This window comes from Roseibium salinum, from assembly GCF_026240905.1.
Taxonomy (GTDB): Bacteria; Pseudomonadota; Alphaproteobacteria; order Rhizobiales; family Stappiaceae; genus Roseibium; species Roseibium salinum.
Genome location: NZ_JAPEVI010000003.1, coordinates 102,040 through 121,491 on the forward strand (window position 1 = coordinate 102,040; position 19,452 = coordinate 121,491).

A 19,452-nucleotide genomic window follows, 5' to 3' on the forward strand; every position below is an offset into this window, starting at 1 on the left:
TTTTGCAGTTACAGATGTGAAATCAACGTCGGGAGCGGCCAGTGCAATCATCCCCGGCCGGCGCACGACCACCCATTCGACCTTGTTTCGCGGGCCGTCCTATTTCGCCGGATTGTACCAGATGGGCGACGTATAGGCGCGTTCCTGCACCGTCATCCTCGTGTCCGGCTCAGGCTTTGTGCCGTAGAACCTGGCATCATAGGCCGTCCAGCGCGGTGTCGGAATTTCGATCACGCGGCCATAGTAGAAGGCCGGCTGCGCGGGGTCGAATTCGGGATCGCTCCAGACCGCAATCAGTTCCGGAGCGCCGATGGTATTGGTCCAGTTCGCGTTTTCGATGTCCACCGTATTGCCGACCGCCGGAACCTTGCCGTTTGCGTCCGGCGTGCGTTCGCCCGACCATGCAACGTCGTAGACCTGCTCGTGCAACGCGCCGCTTGCGTCCAGCCAGCCCTTGACGATCTGATAGCGGTCCAGGTTGGCGCCGATGGGATCTTTCAGGGCCGCCACCAGGAAGGTCGGTGCCTTGCCCTCCGGCGGCGCATTCAGGTCACCGCCCATCGGCACGCCCTTTGTGTAGCCGATATGGGCGGGCAACCGATCCTCGGCATCGGCCTTCTGGAAATCCCAGCCACCAAAGAAGCGGACCATCATCCGCGGGCCGGTGGTCGCGTAGGTCTCCTTGCGCTGCATGGCGTCCCAGAGCGCATGACGGGAGTTGTCCGTTGCCCATACGGCGGCATAGCCGGATGCGCCGACTTCCCAGTCCATGACCGTGACGCCGGTTTCCTTGTTGTCGATAAAGGCTGCCGACAAGCGCTCCGCGCTCGGTTCCTGCGGCGCGGTCTTGCCGAAGAAATTGTCTTCCTCCATCGCAGCCAGGGCCGTATGCGCGTCACTGCTTCCGACGAGGCCGAACTTGTAAGGGTTGGTGCCGAGCTCCTGTTCCAGCTTCAGGCCGTTCTTGTGGGCGGCACGGGAATATTCGAATTCGAGCATCTCGTTTTTCTTGGCCACGCTGCCGTCGAGATTGCCTTTGTCCCAGAGTTCGAAATCCGCGAACTCGTCGTTCGGCGACAGGTAGGGGTGCGCCTCGCCGGTTCCCTTCGTCTGGGACACCTCGTAGAGCCGTTCCCACTTCGCGCGTGTCTCGACGTAGTCGCTGTCGAGCTTCTTGCCGAAGGATTCGACGACCGGGAACATCAGACCGTTGCTGAGATTGCCGTTGTGAGCGATGGCCAGCACATTGCCGCCGGTCTTCTGCTCATAAGATTCCATCCATTTCCACAGGTCGGCGGGATTGTCGCTGCCGTACGGCGGGTAAACGGTAAACGGCTCGACCTGGCTGGCCTTGTCGCCATTGTCCCGGAAAATCACGTTCCGGTGCAGGTTGTTGCCTCCGGTGTTCGACGTCCATTCATAGCCGATGAATGCCGTGAACCGTCCCGGATCGTTGAATTCCTCTGCAGCCGCAATCGTTTCCTGCCAGGCACCCTTGTAGGGACGCGACCCCGGGAAATACATGAGATCCTTCGGAAATGTATTGTGCGAAAAGGCAACAATGATCTCCATAGCGGCATTCGCGCCCTTTCCCGACTGGATCTCATCGTACCATTTCTTGCCGGTAGGATCGGCAAGCAGATTTGGCTTGCCGGCCAGCAGATCGGGAAAGAAACCCATGTTGTCCGAATGGTCGGCAACCACCAGGAAATCGAGCGGGCGGGAGAGTTTTACCGGTTGACCGGTGTTCGAAATCACCTGCTCGCCACGCGCGAACCGGTAGGCGTCGCGCGGTCCGAGCCGCGTTCCGAAAGCACCGGCATCCATCGAAAACGATGTATGAAGATGCGTGTCGCCGAAATACGGCTGTGTCGGGAAGTTGCGCCCGGCATAACGCGAGTAGATCGGCTTGTCCGGATACAGCTTTGCAGCCTCCTCGGCGCTGGGGCTCCCTGTATCCTGCGCCACCGCCGGCAACCCCAGGCCAAGCGCCAGACCCGACACCATCGTCAGTTTCAAAAACGTCCTGAACATAAGTATCTCCCCAAAATGATCTTGCCTGTAATTCGCCGATCTGGTCTGCTGTTGAGACAAGCTGTTACCGCCTGTGACGGTTTGCGCTCGGAGCTCTGATCGGTATCGAATTTGCAGGTGGTTGGTACGAAGGCGCAAAAATTCCTCTACGGCGGCTACAGGTGCCTCCGAAAAAATTGTTTATTGATGTCTTTCTCAAAAGGTTTGGATACTATGAACCAAACATGTCATTCCGTACAGCGGAGAATTCGATGAAACTGAAACCCTTTTCCGGCCTCGTTCTTGCGGGAAGTCTTGCGATTGCAGGTGGCGCGGAGGCGGCTGACATCTATTCGCCGATCACGCCCATTGTTGAGCAGGTCGAGACGGCGAGCGGCTGGACATTTGCCGTTGCCCCGTATTTCTGGGGCGCCGGACTGTCTGGCGACGTCGCATCATTCGGATTGCCGGCTGCGGAAATTGACGCCGATTTCGGCGATATCCTCAACAATCTCGATTTTGCCGCCATGGCGATGGGGGAGGCGCGCTACGACCGCTTCAGCGTCTTCGGCGATCTCATGTATACGAAGATCTCGGTCGGGTCCGCGACACCCAGGGGCATTCTTGCAACCGGTGTCGACGTGACGACGCAAACATTCGCGGGCCTGGCCGGCGCAGGCTATGCGATCATAAACACGCCTTCCGGGCGCCTCGACCTCAGCGGCGGCGTCAGGGTGTGGTCGGTCGACACCGACCTGTCCTTCAGCGGGGGCGCGCTGGACGGCGTGTCACGCAGCGACGGCGCGACATGGGCCGACGCGTTGATCGGCCTGCGCGGCGAGTACATGATCACACCCCGGATTTTTCTCACCGGCTGGGGCTTCGTCGGCGCGGGCGGGGCCGATCTGGACTGGGATGTCGCGGGCGCGGTCGGATACGCGTTCAACGACACGTTTTCCGCGGTTGCCGGATACCGGGCCCTGGGTGTCGATTACAGCAATGACGGGTTCGAGTTCGATGTGGTCCAGCAGGGACCGATGCTCGGGCTGAAATTGCAGTTCTGAGACAGGATCAAGGCGCGTTCATGCGCCAGGAATGCCGTTCCCGGCAAGCGCGCCGGGAACGGAATTGTTTAGGGCTGACCTCACTGATCACTTGTATCCGAGATTGATCAACTGAACGCGGCGGTTGACGGCGGCATCCGGACTTGCCGGATCGCGGAGCTGTTCTTCGCCGAGCCCGACCGAGGCCAAGGTCTCGCCCGGCACGCGGAAGGTGGTGGCGAGCGCCTCGCGAACGGCCTGTGCCCGCTTGATGGAGAGTTCCAGATTGTAGTCGCGGGCACCTTTGGCATCGGTGTGACCGACGATGACGAAGGTCTGTCCCTGCAGGTAGGGCGTGTGAAGCGCATCCGCGATCAGGCCGACGGCTTCATAGGATTCGGGAGCGATCGTGGCGGAGTCGAAATGGAATGTGATTTCGATGTTGAACTGCCGCAGGGAGGCAAGCTTGTCCGCCAGCGGCAGGCTTTGCGGCGAATTTGCTCCCGGATATTTCTCGATATTCTCGATCGCGGCCTTCTGGATCTGGTCGGCATTGATGTCGACCTCCTGCTGGGCGCCCTGAAGCGAATTGATGATCTCGTTGCGGCTCAGTTTTGTCTGGGCCTGGCTGCCGGCGGCAGCACTCATCACGAGCGCGGCCGAAACACCGGCCAGAATGAACTTGTTCATTGAAAATCTCCCAAACCGGAATTAGCGGTAGCCAGCCAGATCGATGGCCGTGTTGCATTTCTTGCTGACCGAAGGCTCCGCCTTGAGCAGGCAGCGCAGAATGTGCCCGGCACCGGGTTTGACGCCCTTGCAGTATTGGGCGGCATCGCGCTGACAGACCTTCGGCGCCTCCGCCTGGGCGGCAAGGCGTGCCTGGATCAGCCCGGCGACCACAGCCCGGTCGGCATTGCATTGCTGGGAGACCTTCGCCTGGTTCTGGTCCAGGCATTGCATGATGCCGTTATTCGCCAGAGAAGCAGATTCGCAATGGGCGGTGATGTCCTTGCCGCAGCTCGCGGCCAGGATCTTGATAGCGTCGGCAAAACCGACGGTTTGTGCGGACGCGACCTGGGGTAATCCGGCGACGATAACAATGGCGAACAGCGTTCGCAGACCGGCAAATCTCATACAACTTCTCCTTTGGCTTTAAGTACTCTTGTTCCTTGAGCGGGCTGGTAATGAAGAGAAAAACAGTGCTCTTTTCTGCGGCACTTTTGAAACTGTCTTGGGGTTTTGCTTTGGGAAGGCATTCATTCGGAAGCAGCAAGCCCCTGCTCAAATCCGTTGACGACCTGCTTGCATGCGGGTGCTATTTCGGCCTTGGTTTCCGAAAGGCATGTCAGTATGCGGCCGTGCCCGAATTCGGTTCCGGAGCAGTGCTTGTCGATGTCCCCCGCACAGGATGCCAGCGCGTCGCGAACCGAGGCAAACATGAAATCCATGACGTCGTGAAAGTCGATTGTTGCCGCGTAACAGGCCTCGGAAATCTTGTCCTCGTAGGCGTAGAGGCAGGAGAGCACGCGCCCGTGGCCCGGTTCGACTTCGGCGCAATAGGTGGTGATGTCAGAGGCGCAGTCCTCCAGCACACCCTGAGCCTGCGGTGACGCGGAGCCGAGAACCGACAGCAGGAAGCCGGTGATTGCAATTGCGGTCAGTTTCGCAAATCTATGAGAGAACATGGCAGCCGTCCTTCCAGGGTCTAAGGGTTGACAACGACATAGACTGTCGTGCCGTTTTGAACGACAGGCTGGTAGTAGACGCCGCCGCAATTGTAATAGGCCCGGTAAGCGTTGCAGCCCGCGACGGATGTGCGGTTCACGACGCGCCGTGTGGTTCTGCGGCTCGTTCGCCGCGCAACATTCCGTGGAGCGGCATAGGCCTGGCCGGTGGTCAGAACCAGGGCGAGCTGGCTTGCCGCCGGCGTCGGCTCCACCGATACCTCGGCAACCAGCCCGAGCGACAGCACTGCAAATGCAGCCGTCCATTTTCCAATTGATTTCCGCACTGCATAGTCCTCCCGAAATGTTCAGCTCCTGCTGAACAGGGTCACTTCCAAAACGCCGCGCGAGCCGCGGTTTGCAATCTGTCTTGATCTGCCGTCCAGCGGCTTCGCAATGCAGACTGTGCCGCCACAGACTGTTCGACGTGGTTTCAAGGTTCAAGGAAACCCTGCGTCAGTTCACTTGCAATCAGCGTAATAATTTCAAAGCACACCTGGACGGTACTCCCCGGCATCGTCAACTACAAGTTATCAATGCTATGGAATTATGACAAAGGGCACCGCACCAGCGTCCGGCCGCAGTTACCATCGCTGCCACCAGCGAAAACGAGGAGCGAGGTTTTATTCCGGTTGGTTCCTATTGATCAATCTGGACATGAGAGGCACCGGCGTTGAGCCGGTGCTTCCCGGGCAATCCTATTTCGCCAGTTCGATCTCGCTCGGCTGCCAGGATTTGTCGAAGAAGGACGGCAGCGGGCTGTAGAGGCGCAGGATGGTAAACCAGCCCTTTTCCGGGTCGGTCTGGATCCAGTTGCCCCGATCGACACCATTGGGCTGCTCGGGGCTGAACCAGACCGTTGTGGAGCCGTCCTCGGCGACCGTCGCTGCCGGCGAGGGATAGCTCTGGGATCCGGCGCGCGGATATTTCTGCGGCGTCTGCAACATCGAGCGGGTCTGGTTGTCGTAGAGGGTGAAGGACCAGAAGGCCTTCGCCGGAATGTCCTTGGGCAGCGTCACCTTGTAGGTCTTCGCGCCATCATACGGGTCCCCCTTGAGTCCAGGAAGCCCATCAGGTACTGCGATCCGACACCGGGGATGTTCATGATCATGCCGGGGCTGTCGAGCGTGTAGCCGTAGTAGAAGGCCGTGCGCGAATCCAGCGTGCGGGCGCCGGTCGCCGGCAGCGGCTTGAACATGCCGTCCTTGAAGGCAGGCGGCGGGGTCTCGAAGAAGGCGCCGCCTTCCCAGAGCATGCTGCCCCACATGGAATCCGGGTAGTAGGCCCAGTCCGGATGCACGCTGTAGGGGCGCCAGTTCAGCACTCGGCCTGCTGCCTGCCCGACCGCGGCCGCATCGGTAAGGATCTTCTTCATCCGATCGTCCGGGGCGAACTCCTTGCCCTTGACAATGCCGATCGCGGCAAGCTGTCCGGCAAGTTCCACGTCATAGCTGGTCGCGGGTTCGGCCTGGACGTTCTCGTTGATCCATTCGTAGAAACCGAAATCACTTGGCGGGATGGTGTTGAACGACAGGTCGCTTGCTTCGACGAAGGTTGTTTCGGATATCTTGGCATTCGCCCCGAGGCGGACCGCACCAGTCAGCGCCTGGGCAATGCTGGTCCCGTAGCCACCCTCCGCGTAGGGATAGATCTTGAGGTTTGTCTTGATGTTCTCGACAGCAGGCTTGGGATCGTTGTCGACCAGGTAGGCGCGCGAGGCATAGAGAATGCGGTTCGTCTTGGAGTGGGCGACGAAGTAACCGCCTTCAGGCAGCGGGCCGTCGTAGCCGGGGCCGACGATCAGGTAACTGCCGCCCATGCCGCGATCCGGTCCCGGACCGCCGACGTCGATGATCCACGAGAACCACATGTCGTTGATGGTGCCCACGCCGTCGGAAGGCTGCTCGATTACCATTGGCCCCTTGGAAAGGTCGACCACGGACAGGTAATAGACCGTGTCGGCATTGCCGGTGAGGAACAGCGACTTGGAGTCCAGAAGCTTGGAGGTGATGATCACGTCGTTGTAGTCGGCGCCGATGCTCTGGAAACCCTTGTGGAAGCCGAGCGCCGAGGCGCCGCGAAAACTGTTGTTGTAGACATTCAGCGCGCGGGTGAAGTCCAGCGCATCGAAGACCTTCTGCGCGGTCTCGGCGCTCGGTGCACCATCCTGGAAGTCCAGCGTTCCGATGCTCGTTTCGATGCGGTCGGGCGCGCCGAGCGACTGGACGACCTCCTTGGCGACCTCGGCATGTGAGGTGCCAGACAGCGACAGGGCCAGAACCAATCCCCAACTCGTTGAAAGCCGATGCATGATATATTTCCTTTTTCCTGCAATAACTAGCTACGCGGTCGTGCTGCGACCTCTCCCAAAACCCTATTTCACCAGCTCGATTTCGCCCGGCCGCCAGGTTTTGTTGATCCATGGCTCCAGCGGGCCGTACATGCGCAGGATGGTAAACCAGCTCTTGTCCGGAACGGTCTGCAGCCAGTTGCCTTCCTTGCCTGCGGGCGCTTCGGGCGCAAAGTAAACGTCATAGGAGCCGTCGGCGTTTTGGGTCATGCCTTTGCTCTGGCTACCGACGGTCGGGAAGTTCTGCCCGGTCTGAAGCTGAGACCGGGTCTGAGTGTCGTAGAGCGTGAGCGCCCAGAAATCGTTCACCGGAACATCCTTGGGCAGGTGCAGCCTGTAGGTATTCGAGCCATCGAAGGGTTGCTGGTTGGCATCGAGAACCGCCAGCCCGTAATCCGATCCCTGGCCCGGATGTGTGGCGGCCATGGCCGGAGTGACCCCACCCGCGTTGAAGTAATAGAGGACCCGTGCGTCGAGGCCCATCGTGCCGTCTGCCTCAAAACTGGTGTTCTTGTTGGCAAAGGCCGTGGACCAGACGCTTTGGGGATCGTCCGGGTAAATCCTCACGCCATCGATACGTGGTTGGTAAGTGATGACCCTGGACGTCGCGTTTCCAAGCGTTGCCGCCTCGGTGAGCAGCTTCTTCATGCGCTCGTCCGGTGCGAAAGGCTTGCCCTTGACGATGCCGATGGCGGCAATCTCACCGCGTACTTCGGGGCTAATGGCGTCGAGCGGCTCTTCCTGAATGACCTCGTCGAGGTTCTCGAAATAGCTGAAATCGCTTGGGAAGACGGTGTTGAAGGCCTTGTTCGACACGTTGACGAATTCGGTTATTGCGGGATTGGCTGCGTCTTTCAGCGGGTAGACCCTCAGCTTCGACGTGATGTTTTCTACAGCGGGCTTCAGCCCCTTCTTGATGGAGCCACGCAGGAACATGAAGTTCCTGTTCGTGGACGGCTTGAGCAGAAAATATCCATCGGGGACATCTCCCGTGTAGCCAGGCGGCACCACCAGATATTTCCCGCCCTTGCCCTTGTCGGGTCCGGTGACCCCCATATTGCCGGCAAAGCGCTGCCAGGCGTCGTTGAGAAAGCCGAGCATGCCGGGCGGCACTTCGATTACCGTCGGACCGTCCTTGGCGAGATCCGTGTAGGTATAGGCGTAAAGCGTGGAGGTGTTGGCCGTAACTACCAGCGTCTGCGAGATCCATCAACTGTTCGAAGAGGGCGATCTTGTTGGCCCCCTTGGCTCCGGCATTGGCCAGACCCAAGCGCACGCTGTACATCGACACGGCGCCAATATTGTCGAGAAACACCTCCATACCGCGCATGCGGTCGAGATTGTCGTAGACCTTGGAAATTGTCGCGTCCCTGGGGACGCCATCGAAGAACTCGAGCGTGCCGATTGATGTTTCGACCTTGTCGGGTATGGATATCGCACCAAGTTCAGCAGGCGTGACCTGCCCCGTCGCTGGCGTTATGGCGACGGCGAGTGCGAAAGCGCTCATGGCGGTCAGGCGTATCATCCGTTGTTTCCTTTTGGGCAGGTCCCGTTCAGCGTCGAAGGTTACGCTCAGTCACGTGTCGCTGCTGCCCATTTCGCGCCATTGTTCCGCTCCGGAGAGCCCCGTCCGTGTGAGCTTTCCTGTAGGCATTTGGCGAACGGCCCGCCCACTTGGTGAAAGCTCGGCCGAAGGTGCTCGGCGTGCCGTAGCCCAGGCTGGCGGCAATTTCCCGGACCTGCAGGTCCGTTTCGCGCAGCAATGCACCGGCAATCCGGAAACGGCTTTGTTCGACGAGTGCCCAGAAGTTGATGCCAAACCTGTTCAATCTGCGCTGAAGCGTTCGCGGGCTCACTTCGAGATGATTTGCCGCCGACTTGAGTGATATCGTGCCCGTCAGAGCAAGCCCGGCGATCACCGAGCTGATCCTGGCAAGCTCCTGTTCGGAATCCTTCGTTCGGCGGGGCATCCGTGTTACCCTGAGTTGAAGGTTGTCGCATTGACCACTTTGACCTATTCGGAATATGAATTCAGACCATTGCGCGCCAAATTTCAGGCGGGCGAGCCGAGAGGATTGCGTTTGGAAAGCAGGCTTGCGCTCGTCCGGGCGACTCACCTGATCAACTACATATCGGCACTGCGCACCGTGGGCGCTCCAGTCGACCGTGACCTTGCGCACTCGAAACTGCCGAGACATGTTGAAGAGACGCCGGACCTATATGTCAGTGTCCGCGTCGCCATGGAGTGGGTCGCGCGCACCGGTCACGACCTTCACCCCATGGAACTGGGGTTGCTCGGCGCACGTAATGCCTCTCTGTCGTCTTTGCGTCCCGTCCAGCAGGCCGTCATCATGACGGCGCAAACCGGCCTGAGGCGTCTGGAGGCGCTGGTCGCCTTGTCGCGCTCCGAGGACAGTGTCCTTGAAATGAGCGTCCGGCAGGAGGCGGAAGATGTTCGCGTTATCTGCGACATGGCGGGATTTGCAGGCCATCCTCATCTGTGTTTTGCAGAATGGCTGAACCTGCAGGCCGTCATTTCGGTGGTGCGCAGTGTCGCGGGGCCGTTGTGGTGCCCAAGCGAGTTGTGCTTCGTATCTTCCCATCGTCTGCCCGAGGCCGTCCACAAGGCGTTTCCAAATACGCGCATACTGGTGGGCCGACCGCATACATCTGTTGTCGTCGAGCGTGCATATCTCGCACGGTCGACGAACGCGTCGGTGGCTTCGGGAGATCAGCAAAAGGGCCGAGCGGACGAGTGGCAGTTTGTCGGGTTGCTGCGAAAGATGGTTCAGCCCTATCTGAACGACGGTCGCATCGATGTCGCCTTTGCCGCCGAGATGGCCGGGATCAGCACGCGCACACTGCAGCGACGGCTCAAGCTGTGCGGAAGTTCCTATTCGCAGATCCTTCAGGAGGCCCGCTTCGAGCTTGCCTGCACGAGCCTCGACGATCCTACGCTAAAGGTCATAGATGTCGCGATGATGGCGGGCTACGAGAGCCCGCAACACTTCACGCGCGCCTTTCGCCGGTTCACCGGCGTCACGCCGACGGACTATCGCGGCCAGAGCTTCCAAGCGCTCTCCGAGACCGAGTGACACTCAGCGCCGGTCATCGTCAGGACCGGGGAGGCGTCCCGGGACGGCGGACGACTCTCACGGTTCCGCTGTTTCCGCCGCCGCAGAAAAAGCGGCCGCGGCCGTCGGACTCAAGGCCCGAGACTCCCGTTCCCGGCGGCATGTCCAGAATTGCCAGAACCTCTCCGGTCTGGGGATCGATACGCCGGAGGTCACTTTGGTCGTCCTGCCAGGTGCCGTGCCAGAATTCACCCTCGATCCAGGTGACACCGGTGACGAACCGTTCGGATTGAAGGGTGCGGAGAACCTCGCCCGTCTCGGGATCGACCTGATGGATCTTGCGGTCGCGGTGCTGGCCGACCCAGAGCGATCCTTCCGCCCAGGCAAGTCCTGAATCCCCGCCATTGCCGGGCGCCGGGATCGAGCCGATCACGTCGCCCGTTTCGCGATCGATCTTGCGGATGACGGTTTCCGCGATCTGGTAGAGATAGGTCCCGTCGAACGCCGTGCCCGCGTCCGCGGTGACGTCGAGCAATCTCATGGTCTCCCCGGTCTCGGGATCGAGCGCGTTCAGCCGTTCGCCGGTTGCGAACCAGACCAGGTTTCCGTCGAAGCTGACCCCGTGGACGCCATCTACTCCGGGAAAGGGGCCATATTCACGGAGGATTTCGGCGGGTGCGTGTTTCATGGTTTGAATCTAACCCGTAATCGTCGGCGCGGGGAGTAACAAACTTGTCGGGAATCCCGGCTCCTTGCGCGCGATCCAGCGGCAAGCCCTGCCGCGGCCGAAGGACTCGACCTTGCCGCCTTCCGCAAGCGCGTCAAGCGCCCTTTGCACCGTTCGCGAACTGACGCCGAGGGCCAGTGCTAATGCGGAACTTGACCAGGCCTCGCCATCGGCCAAGAGGGCAAGTACCTCGGCATGATCATCCTCTTCGGGGGGAAGGAGGATGGCAACCGAGCCTGCGTCTCGAGGCTCCAGGGCGAAGCCCCGTTTCGTCGCCGTCAAACCGGCCAGGGGCCTGATCGCCACGCGGAGCCGGCCGATCTCGACGCGCAAGCGCGCGCGGTGCGACTCGTCGGCGTGCCTTGCGCCGAAGGCCCGGATGAGAAGCGTTTCTCGCGCCGCATCCCCGGGCCATGCCTCGGCGAGTACACGGGCGAGCGCGAACAGCACCGGTCGGCTGACGAGCGGAATGACGGTTGGACCGGCTCGTACGGCATTGCGGCAGGCATCGACGATCAGGGCATCCGAGGCCAGCACCGCCTCGACCTCGGCGAGTGGCAGGAGTTGTTCGCCGTTTCGCCCGGTGAGACGCGCGGCGGGGGCGGCCAGTGCCTGCGATGCGCGATCGACTTCGACCGCCAGTGAAGGGATTCCTGTTTCGCGTGCCGCGCGCGCTGCCTGGTCAATCGCTGCCTTGGCCGGTTGCGTCCGGATGCGCCGCATCGCGATCCCTGCCGCCACCAGCCAGTATCCGGCTCTGGACGTCGGTGGCAACGCGTCGGTATCGAGACCGTCGAGCATCCGTTCGGCCTGGTCGAGCCGGCCGATGAGGAGAAGCCGCCGGGCATCGAGATAGCCCGCATGGGCCGCGTTCGTCCGGTCGCCGTGCGCTTCAAGCATTGTCCGCGCGGTATCGAGCATCTGCATGGGCCGGCCGAGATCGCGCAATACGAGCGCGATCTCCGCTTCAGCGACCTGGCAGCGCGCCCGGGCCACAGGTTCCTTCGGACCGAATGCCCGCGTTGCGGCCCGCAGCAGTTCCCTGGCGCGCGCCAGGTCGCCAAGCTGCGCCATCGCAAGGCCGCGCAGCGCCAGGGCCGGGGCGTCGTCGCGCAACGCCACCCGTTTCAACGCGGCAAGCGGTTCGCCCGCCGCAAGGGCGCGCGCGGCCGCCGTGATCAGCGAGTCCATTCAAATCCCGTCACGTTTGTAACTCACGCTTCTTTTTTCCTCGCCTTACATCTTGGTTCGGTTCTGCAGCGACCGGAAGCGGTCAACAACGAACGGATAGCCGAAAATGACCATGTCATTCAAAACCGGAAAATGGAATGGGCGGGCCCGGCAGTCGCCGGGAGCGGCCGGCTGGCTGGGTCTTGCGGCCTCTCCGACATTCGCGCTGATGGCGTGGATGTCCTGGAACGATGCTTCGCAACTCCACATCTGCTCTCCGGCTTCGGACATCCTGCCGATTGACGGCATGACCTGGATGTACCTGCTGATGAGCCTTTTCCATGCCACACCCTGGCTGAAGCTCGCTTTCGCTCATCCGCGGCAGTTCAAATACCCCACAACCCAAACCGAACCCCAAACTCAAGGAGACCAACCATGACACACTCCGTCGTATCCCGCGAAGAATGGCTTGCCGCCCGCAAGGCGCTTCTTGCCAGAGAGCTTTCCCTCACTCACGAGCTCGATGCGCTTCGCGCCGAGCGCCGGCAGTTGCCCTGGGTCAGGATCGAGAAGGACTATGTCTTCGAAGGTCCTGAGGGGAAATGTTCGCTGGGCGACCTGTTCGGCGACCGCAGCCAGCTTGCCATCTATCATTTCATGCTGGCACCGGGCTCGGACCATGTCTGCCCTGGCTGCTCGTTCATCGCCGACAATATCGACGCGGCGCGGCAGCATTTCGAGCATGCGGATCTCGCCTTCGCGGCGGTCTCGCGCGCGCCGGTTGAGCGGATCGAGGACGTGAAGAAGCGGATGGGCTGGACGTTTCCCTGGGTTTCCTCCGGCGATAGCGACTTCAACTACGATTTCGGCGTGTCGTTCACGCCGGAAGACCGCGCCGCCGGCCGGGCAACCTACAACTACGGCAAGACCGTGATCGAGAAAGCCGCTGACATGTTCGGCACCAGCATTTTTGCAAAGGACGGGGAGGGCAATATATTCCACACCTACTCGACCTACCACCGCGGCAATGAACTGCTGATGGGGGCATTCAACTGGCTCGACCTCACGCCCAAGGGCCGCAACGAGACCGGCGGCACCATGAACTGGGTCCGGCTGCACGACGAATACTGAACCGGAAGACAGCCACCTGGTGACAATCCAGGTGGTTGTGTTTTCGCGCCCGATCCTGAAACCCGCTGACCTGGTTCATCGCAACCGGGCCGCGGGCGCAATCCTGTGTATGGGCAGCGTCAGGGGGCGCCGCTTGCGAGCCCGCGTCCGAGGGCCCGGCAACCTCAGCCCACGCTCCGCCTGGTGCTCTCACGCGCAATGACTTCGAAGCCGAGGTCGATCACCGGCCGGTCCGGTTCGCTCCCCGCCAGGGCATCCAGCATCATCTGCATGGACTGGCGGCCCATCTCCAGGCGATAGGTCCTGACGCTGGTGATCGAGGGGCTGGCGGCGGCCATCATTTCAAGATCATTGAAGCCGCAGATGCCGATGTCCTGCGGGATGTTCAGTCCGCGCCGCCGGCATTCGAACATGGCGCCCAGCGCCAGGTCGTCGTTGTTGCACAGGATGGAATCCGTGTCCGGGGCCCTGGACAGGAGATCGGCCAGCAGTTCGCAGCCGAGCGTGACCGTGGAAGGCCGGGGGTGGTGACGATGCGGGCGGGATCGAGAACGCCGGCCTGCCGGGCGGCGTCGCGAAAGCCCTGCAGGCGGCGCTGGCTGCGCGGGTCGAGCCGGGCGGCGATATAGCCCGGCCTGCGATAGCCGGCTTCCAGCAGGTGGCGTGTGGCCGCCCCGGAAGCGTCGGAATGGGAAAAGCCGATCATCAGGTCGTAGGGGGAGGGGCCGCATTCCATGATCTGCACGATCCGGCAATCGGCGGCCGTCAGGAGCGCTGCCGTTGTCTCCGACTGGTCCAGGCCGGAGACGATCAATCCGGCCGGCTTCTGGCTCAGGAACGTGCGCACCAGCCGCTCTTCCTCCAGCGGCGAATAGCGGGAATTGCCGAGCTGGATCTGCCATTTCAGCCCTTCCGAGCGCTCGTAGATGCCGCGCATGACGTCGGAAAAAACGTTGTTGGTCACGGACGGGACGATGACGCCGATGACGTTGGTCTTGCCCGCCGCCAGGGCGCTTGCCGCCGGGTCGGGCACATAGCCGAGCCTGTCGACCACCTCCCGGATCTTGTCGAGGGTTTTGGCGGACACCTTGTCAGGATTTCGCAACGCCCTAGAAACGGTCATAGCGCTAACACCCGCAATGCGGGCCACATCGGAAAGTGTTGGTCGCAAATTATAAAGCCATTACAGGTAGTTGCTCCGGATTTGGTGGTTTCGGAGATCATAACCCAGAAAAATCGGGTTGACAAATGTTAGCGCTACCATATTGAATGCAGCCAATCGGAGACGCGTTGAGGACGGACATGGGACCGCGAAAGGCAGAGATCGGTGCAGGCACGGCCATCGTCGTCATGGGTGTGTGCGGCGTCGGCAAAACTCTGCTCGCCGGACAACTATCGGACGCACTCGGAACCGGCATGGTTGAGGCCGATGATTTCCACAGCGAGGAAAACAGGCGCAAGATGGCGGCCGGAATAGCGCTCAGCGAAGACGACAGGCGGCCGTGGCTGGATGCGGTTGCCGCCGCGGCCGAGCGGCAAGTGGCGCAAACCGGTGGCGCCGTCGTCGCCTGTTCGGCCCTGCGCCGGGACTATCGCGACCGGCTTCGCGCCGGGCTCAGGTCCTGCGTCTTCATTCACCTGGCCGGACCGAAATACCTGATCGAGCAACGCCTGGCCAACCGGCAGGATCACTTCGTCGGCAAGGCCTTGCTCGAAAGCCAGCTGAAAACCCTTGAGCCACTCGAGAAGGGGGAGGCCGGCTTCACGCTCGATATCTCATTGCCTGTCGGCGTGCTTGTTCAAAAGGCAATGGATCAATTGCGGCAGTATCAACTGGCCGCGGAAGACGCCGTCACCGTCACGGACGGCGAATAACACCTTGATGGGAGGACACCATGCTGAAAACTCTTACCAGAACCGCCCTGGCGGCCGTCGCAGTCGGCGGCCTGATGGCCTCTGCGGCCGCACAGGAATTTTCGTTCCGCTTTCAATCGTCTGATCCGTCCGGCAACCCGAATTTCGAGTTGCAGCAGGGCTGGGCCGAAAGTGTGAAGGAAAAGACCGACGGGCGTGTCGAGATCAACCTGTTGCCGGTCGAGATCCATCGTGGCCCATAACGAAACCCAGGACGCGATTGCCGGCGGCATCCTCGACGGCCACATCACCGATACATCCTATTTCGCGGGCAAGGACCCGGCCTTCGGCCTGATCGCGAACCCGGTCGGTGCCTGGTCGTCGCCGGATGAAATGTTCGACTTCATGGCAGATGGCGGCGGCAAGGAACTCATGAACGAGCTTCTGGAGCCGTATGGACTGCACTTCATCGGCGCGACCACGCCGGGCCTGGAAGCCTTCGTCTCCAAGGTCGAGCTAAAGGGCGTCGACGACCTGAACGGGCTGAAGCTGCGGGCGCCGGAAGGTCTTGTCCAGCAGGTCTTTGCCGCGGCGGGCGCCGCGCCGGTCAATCTCCCCGGCTCGGAAGTCTTCACCGGGCTCGACAAGGGCGTGATCGATGCGGCGGACTACTCCGTCTTCTCGACCAACCATGCCCAGGGCCTGCACGACGTTGCGCCGTACCCGGTCTATCCTGGCTTCCACTCCATGCCGCTCGTCGAAATTTCGATGAACAAGGACAAGTGGGAAAGCCTGCCGCCGGAACTGCAGACCGTCCTTGAAGAAAGCGTTGCCGAGTTCTCCCGCAGCCAGGTGGAAGCTCTCGCCGAGAACGACCTGAAGGCGGTGGAAGAAGCCAAGGCCGGCGGCAAGATCACCGTGATCGACTGGCCGGCGGAAGAGCGCGCCAAGTTCAGAACCATCGCCATGGGTGAATGGGAAAAGGTGGCCGAGCGGTCCGAAAACGCCCAGCGCGTCTACGACGTCCTGACATCCTACCTTAAGGAACAGGGGCTTGTGCAGTAACCTGGCCAGCCAGAAACGAACCGATAAAGGAAACGGGCGCGTCAGCGCCCGTTTTTTAAGAAGGGAGGACGCATGCCGGACCTGAAAGAAACCGCCCCGGTGGAAGAGACCCCGGGAGCCATCCCGCAAGCAGGCCTGCTCGGCCGGTGGATCGACCGTACCGGACTGGTATTTGCTGCCGGCATCGTCGTGTCGATGCTGGTTCTGCTCAACGAGGTGCTGCTTCGCTACATCTTCAATGCGCCGACGATCTGGGCGCACGAAACCACCATTTTCCTGTGCGGCATCGCCTTCATCTATGGCGGCCTTTATTGCGCCGCCCGTGACCGGCATATCCGCGTCGTGCTCATCTATGACGCCTTGCCGCGCTCCGTAAGGCGCGCCTTCGACATCGTCATCTCGATCATCTGTGCCCTGTCCAGCGCCATTTTCGCCTGGGCCGCCTGGCTGATGGTCGAGCGCGCCGCTTTCCGCCCGGACGGCAGCTTCCGGCTGGAACGCTCGGGCAGCGCCTGGGACCCGGTTTTCCCGGGCCTCGTCAAGGTGTTCCTTCTTTGTGTGCTGGCCGTGATGGCCGTCCAGTTCCTGATACTGGCCTACAATTATGCCCGGGGGCGCAAGTGACTGAGTTTTTCGGATCTTTTCAGGCGCTCGGCATCGAGAGCGGCACTCTGCTCATGTTCGTCATGCTGCTCGGCCTTCTGGTCACCGGCATTCCGCTCGCCTTCGTCACGCTGCTGGTTGCGCTGATCTTCGCCCTGGGCTGGTTCGGCCCCATGGTCGTGCCGCTGATCACCAGCCGCGTCTATTCCTTCGTCTCCTCCTTCGTCTTCGTCTCCGTTCCGATGTTCGTGCTGATGGCCGCCATCCTGGACCGGTCGGGAATTGCGCGGGACCTGTTCGACGCCATGCGCCTGCTCGGCGGCCGGCTGCGCGGCGGGGTTGCCATTCAGACGATCGCCGTCGCGGTCATTCTGGCGGCCATGAGCGGCATCATCGGCGGGGAGGTGGTTCTGCTCGGCCTGGTCGCCCTGCCGCAGATGCTGCGGCTCGGTTACGACAAGCATCTTGCGATCGGCGTCGTGTGTGCCGGCGGCGCGCTGGGCACCATGGTGCCGCCGTCGATCGTGCTGATCATCTACGGCCTGACGGCGAATGTCTCGGTGGGCGACCTGTTCACGGCGGCTTTCCTGCCGGGCCTGATGCTGGCCGGCTTCTACGTGGCCTATGTCCTTATCCGCGCCCATCTCAATCCGGCCCTGGCGCCGGTGCCCGAGGAGGACGATGTTCCCACCGCGGAAAAGGTCAGGCTGCTGAAGGGGCTGATCCTGCCGCTTATGGTCGTGGCGGGCGTGCTCGGCTCGATCTATGGAGGCATCGCCAGCGTGACGGAGGCCTCGGCGGTCGGCGTTGCCGGTGTGCTTCTTTCCACGATCGTGCGGCGCGAGTTCACGCTCGGCCTTCTGAAGGGGGCGGCCCTGCAGACCCTGCAGACCGTCGGCATGATCGTGTGGATCGGCATCGGTGCCAGCGCCCTGGTCGGCGTCTTCAACCTGATGGGCGGCATCGACTTCGTCTCGGAACTCATTTCCGGCATCTCGGAAAACCCGACCATCATCCTCTTGTTCATGATGCTGATCCTGTTCGTGCTCGGCATGTTCCTCGACTGGGTCGGGATCGCCCTCCTGACCATGCCGATCTTCGTGCCGATCATCAAAACCCTCGGCTACGATCCGGTCTGGTTCGGCGTCCTGTTCTGCATGAACATGCAGGTGTCGTTCCTGTCGCCGCCCTTCGGGCCTGCCGCATTCTACCTGAAGAGCGTGGCGCCTCCGGGCATCTCCCTTGCGACGATCTTCCGCTCGCTGCTGCCGTTCATCGCCATGCAGATCCTCGCGGTGATCATCCTGATCGCATTCCCGGGGATCACTGGGAGGTAGGAATACCGAGTACCGCACCCCGATGCGGGTGCGGTACTCGGCAACGACCCTTAATCGCGGTCAGCCCGTTGCTCCCGACAGCTCGATCATCGCCTGAAGCATCAGGTTGGCGCCCTTTTCGATGTCGGACCAGTCGCTGTGCTCTTGCGGCGCATGGCTGATGCCGCCGCGGCTCGGGACGAAGATCAGGGCGGACGGGCAGAAGGCCTGCATGGTCTGGGCGTCGTGTCCGGCGCCCGAGGGCATGCGCCTGGCGGGAAGGCCGTGCTGCCCGGCGAGGTTTTCCAGAAGGTCGGCAAGTCCGCTGTCGAGCAGGACGGGAGACAGCCAGCTGCGTTCGGTGACGGCGGTTTCGAGGTCGTTTCTGCCCGCGGCGGCTTGTGCGTTCTTCAGGAACGCTTCGCGCAGCGTGCGCATCACCTCTTCCGAAGTGTCCCGGATGATCACGGAGAAATTGGCGCCGCCGGGGATGGTGTGCGGATGGTTGGGCGTCAGGGTGACGTGCCCGATTGTGATCCGGCTCTGGTCGGTGCCGTGGGCGCCGATGAGATCCGGGATCGTCGCGGCCAGGTCCGCCAGGCCGGCAAAGGCGTCCGCCCGCAGGTTCATCGGTGTCGTGCCGGAATGGTTCGCCGTGCCGGTAAAGTCCAGTTCCAGATAACAGACCCCGGACACCCGGTCGGCGATACCGATCGGGATCTGCTCGGCTTCGAGCACCGGCCCCTGTTCGATATGCAGTTCCAGGAAGGCGGCGATCGAGCCTGCCGCGCGCGAGGCGTCCAGAATGCCGGTGGGATTGAGCCCGTGAGAGCGCATGGCCTGTGTCAGGAGCACGCCTTCGGCATCGGTTGCCTGTGCGATCCAGTCCGCCGTCACGGCGCCGGTGATCGCCTGCGAGCCCAGCATCCCGCCGAAGCGGCCTTCTTCTTCCGAGGTCGCCGCGACTTCGATGGCTTTTTGGGGGGTGAGGCCGGCGTCCTTCATCGCCCGGACACATTCCAGGGCCACGCAAGTGCCGAGCGATCCGTCAAAGGCCCCGCCATTGACGACCGTGTCCAGGTGAGAGCCGGCCATGATGCACGGGCCCTCCCTCGGCCCGAAGCGGCCGAAGATGTTGAGGGCGCCGTCGTTCCAGACGGACAGCCCGTCGTCCAGCATCTGGGCGGCGAACCAGGCCCTGCAGTCCAGGTCCTCCCGTGAGAAGCCCGGCCGGTTGTAACCGCCCGTCTCCGGATTGAAGCCGAAGCGGTTGACCCCTTCCAGGAGCGTTTTCAGGCGCTCCGGATTGATGCTGGCAGCAGGCTGCGGCATCTGAATTTCTCCCTGAATATCAGTACGTAAGCGTGTGTCCGCCTCCG

19 protein-coding genes and 2 pseudogenes are annotated in these 19,452 nt (G+C 61.8%); 9 read left to right on the top strand and 12 right to left on the bottom strand.

Annotation, left to right across the window (positions count from 1 at the left end):
• Nucleotides 1–99 precede the first annotated feature (99 nt).
• A complete protein-coding gene (locus ON753_RS04860; protein WP_265961447.1) occupies nucleotides 100–2,034 on the bottom strand; it encodes a DUF3604 domain-containing protein in 1,935 nt (644 codons plus the stop codon).
• Nucleotides 2,035–2,285: 251 nt separating this feature from the next.
• Between ON753_RS04860 and ON753_RS04865 the strand changes: the two genes are divergently transcribed.
• Complete coding sequence (locus ON753_RS04865; RefSeq protein WP_265961448.1) at nucleotides 2,286–3,077, top strand: hypothetical protein; 792 nt, start codon at nucleotides 2,286–2,288, stop codon at nucleotides 3,075–3,077.
• Nucleotides 3,078–3,164: 87 nt separating this feature from the next.
• On the opposite strand, the gene ON753_RS04870 is transcribed toward ON753_RS04865, so the two are convergent.
• The 7 genes and pseudogenes from ON753_RS04870 to ON753_RS04905 all read right to left on the bottom strand — a co-directional run bounded on the left by ON753_RS04870 (nucleotide 3,165) and on the right by ON753_RS04905 (nucleotide 9,313).
• Nucleotides 3,165–3,746: an OmpA family protein gene (locus ON753_RS04870; protein ID WP_265961449.1), complete on the bottom strand. Its 582-nt coding sequence runs from the start codon at nucleotides 3,744–3,746 to the stop codon at nucleotides 3,165–3,167.
• Nucleotides 3,747–3,767: 21 nt separating this feature from the next.
• Complete coding sequence (locus ON753_RS04875) at nucleotides 3,768–4,193, bottom strand: hypothetical protein (RefSeq protein WP_265961450.1); 426 nt, start codon at nucleotides 4,191–4,193, stop codon at nucleotides 3,768–3,770.
• 122 nt (nucleotides 4,194–4,315) lie between these two features.
• The gene (locus ON753_RS04880) at nucleotides 4,316–4,744 is read right to left on the bottom strand and encodes a cysteine rich repeat-containing protein (protein WP_265961451.1); all 429 of its coding nucleotides are present in this window, start codon (nucleotides 4,742–4,744) and stop codon (nucleotides 4,316–4,318) included.
• A 20-nt stretch (nucleotides 4,745–4,764) separates the two neighbouring features.
• A complete protein-coding gene (locus tag ON753_RS04885; protein WP_265961452.1) occupies nucleotides 4,765–5,070 on the bottom strand; it encodes a hypothetical protein in 306 nt (101 codons plus the stop codon).
• A gap of 411 nt (nucleotides 5,071–5,481) precedes the next feature.
• Nucleotides 5,482–7,094 (bottom strand): annotated as a pseudogene (locus ON753_RS04895) (DUF1254 domain-containing protein).
• 63 nt (nucleotides 7,095–7,157) lie between these two features.
• Entirely contained in the window at nucleotides 7,158–8,339 is a 1,182-nt protein-coding gene (locus tag ON753_RS04900) for a DUF1254 domain-containing protein (RefSeq protein WP_323054795.1), read from the bottom strand.
• A gap of 347 nt (nucleotides 8,340–8,686) precedes the next feature.
• Nucleotides 8,687–9,313 carry a helix-turn-helix domain-containing protein gene (locus ON753_RS04905; RefSeq protein WP_265961455.1) on the bottom strand — a complete coding sequence of 209 codons (627 nt, stop codon included), beginning with the start codon at nucleotides 9,311–9,313 and terminating at the stop codon, nucleotides 8,687–8,689.
• Between ON753_RS04905 and ON753_RS04910 the strand changes: the two genes are divergently transcribed.
• Nucleotides 9,281–10,228 (top strand): AraC family transcriptional regulator, encoded by a 948-nt coding sequence (locus ON753_RS04910; protein WP_265961456.1) that lies wholly within the window; start codon nucleotides 9,281–9,283, stop codon nucleotides 10,226–10,228. The genes ON753_RS04905 and ON753_RS04910 overlap by 33 nt on opposite strands.
• Nucleotides 10,229–10,247: 19 nt before the next feature.
• Here the strand turns inward: ON753_RS04910 and ON753_RS04915 are convergent, their stop codons facing one another.
• Together ON753_RS04915 and ON753_RS04920 are read right to left on the bottom strand one after the other, a co-directional pair.
• Nucleotides 10,248–10,895, bottom strand: coding sequence for a DUF6923 family protein (locus ON753_RS04915; RefSeq protein WP_265961457.1), 648 nt, complete (start codon nucleotides 10,893–10,895; stop codon nucleotides 10,248–10,250).
• A gap of 9 nt (nucleotides 10,896–10,904) precedes the next feature.
• On the bottom strand, nucleotides 10,905–12,125 hold the full coding sequence (locus tag ON753_RS04920) for an HTH domain-containing protein (RefSeq protein ID WP_265961458.1): 1,221 nt from the start codon (nucleotides 12,123–12,125) through the stop codon (nucleotides 10,905–10,907).
• 112 nt (nucleotides 12,126–12,237) lie between these two features.
• Here ON753_RS04920 and ON753_RS04925 point away from each other — a divergent pair, with 112 nt between their 5' ends.
• Nucleotides 12,238–12,543, top strand: a complete 306-nt coding sequence (locus ON753_RS04925; protein WP_265961459.1) for a hypothetical protein — start codon at nucleotides 12,238–12,240, stop codon at nucleotides 12,541–12,543.
• On the top strand, nucleotides 12,540–13,235 hold the full coding sequence (locus tag ON753_RS04930; RefSeq protein ID WP_265961460.1) for a DUF899 domain-containing protein: 696 nt from the start codon (nucleotides 12,540–12,542) through the stop codon (nucleotides 13,233–13,235). The genes ON753_RS04925 and ON753_RS04930 overlap by 4 nt, the downstream gene beginning before the upstream one ends.
• A gap of 164 nt (nucleotides 13,236–13,399) precedes the next feature.
• Here ON753_RS04930 and ON753_RS04935 read toward each other — a convergent pair.
• A pseudogene (locus ON753_RS04935) lies at nucleotides 13,400–14,358 on the bottom strand (LacI family DNA-binding transcriptional regulator).
• Nucleotides 14,359–14,537: 179 nt separating this feature from the next.
• Between ON753_RS04935 and ON753_RS04940 the strand changes: the two are divergent.
• The 5 genes from ON753_RS04940 (at nucleotide 14,538) to ON753_RS04960 (ending at nucleotide 18,094) form a co-directional block, all read left to right on the top strand.
• Entirely contained in the window at nucleotides 14,538–15,110 is a 573-nt protein-coding gene (locus tag ON753_RS04940) for a gluconokinase (RefSeq protein WP_265961461.1), read from the top strand.
• Between the two features lie 20 nt (nucleotides 15,111–15,130).
• Nucleotides 15,131–15,352 (top strand): hypothetical protein, encoded by a 222-nt coding sequence (locus tag ON753_RS04945; RefSeq protein WP_265961462.1) that lies wholly within the window; start codon nucleotides 15,131–15,133, stop codon nucleotides 15,350–15,352.
• A complete protein-coding gene (gene dctP / locus ON753_RS04950; RefSeq protein WP_265961463.1) occupies nucleotides 15,342–16,154 on the top strand; it encodes a TRAP transporter substrate-binding protein DctP in 813 nt (270 codons plus the stop codon). Before ON753_RS04945 ends, dctP begins: the two co-directional genes overlap by 11 nt.
• Nucleotides 16,155–16,226: 72 nt before the next feature.
• Nucleotides 16,227–16,778, top strand: a complete 552-nt coding sequence (locus ON753_RS04955) for a TRAP transporter small permease subunit (RefSeq protein ID WP_265961464.1) — start codon at nucleotides 16,227–16,229, stop codon at nucleotides 16,776–16,778.
• A gap of 53 nt (nucleotides 16,779–16,831) precedes the next feature.
• Nucleotides 16,832–18,094: a TRAP transporter large permease gene (locus ON753_RS04960; RefSeq protein WP_265967065.1), complete on the top strand. Its 1,263-nt coding sequence runs from the start codon at nucleotides 16,832–16,834 to the stop codon at nucleotides 18,092–18,094.
• A gap of 60 nt (nucleotides 18,095–18,154) precedes the next feature.
• On the opposite strand, the gene ON753_RS04965 is transcribed toward ON753_RS04960, so the two are convergent.
• Nucleotides 18,155–19,405 (bottom strand): Zn-dependent hydrolase, encoded by a 1,251-nt coding sequence (locus tag ON753_RS04965; RefSeq protein ID WP_265961465.1) that lies wholly within the window; start codon nucleotides 19,403–19,405, stop codon nucleotides 18,155–18,157.
• Nucleotides 19,406–19,452: the final 47 nt, after the last annotated feature.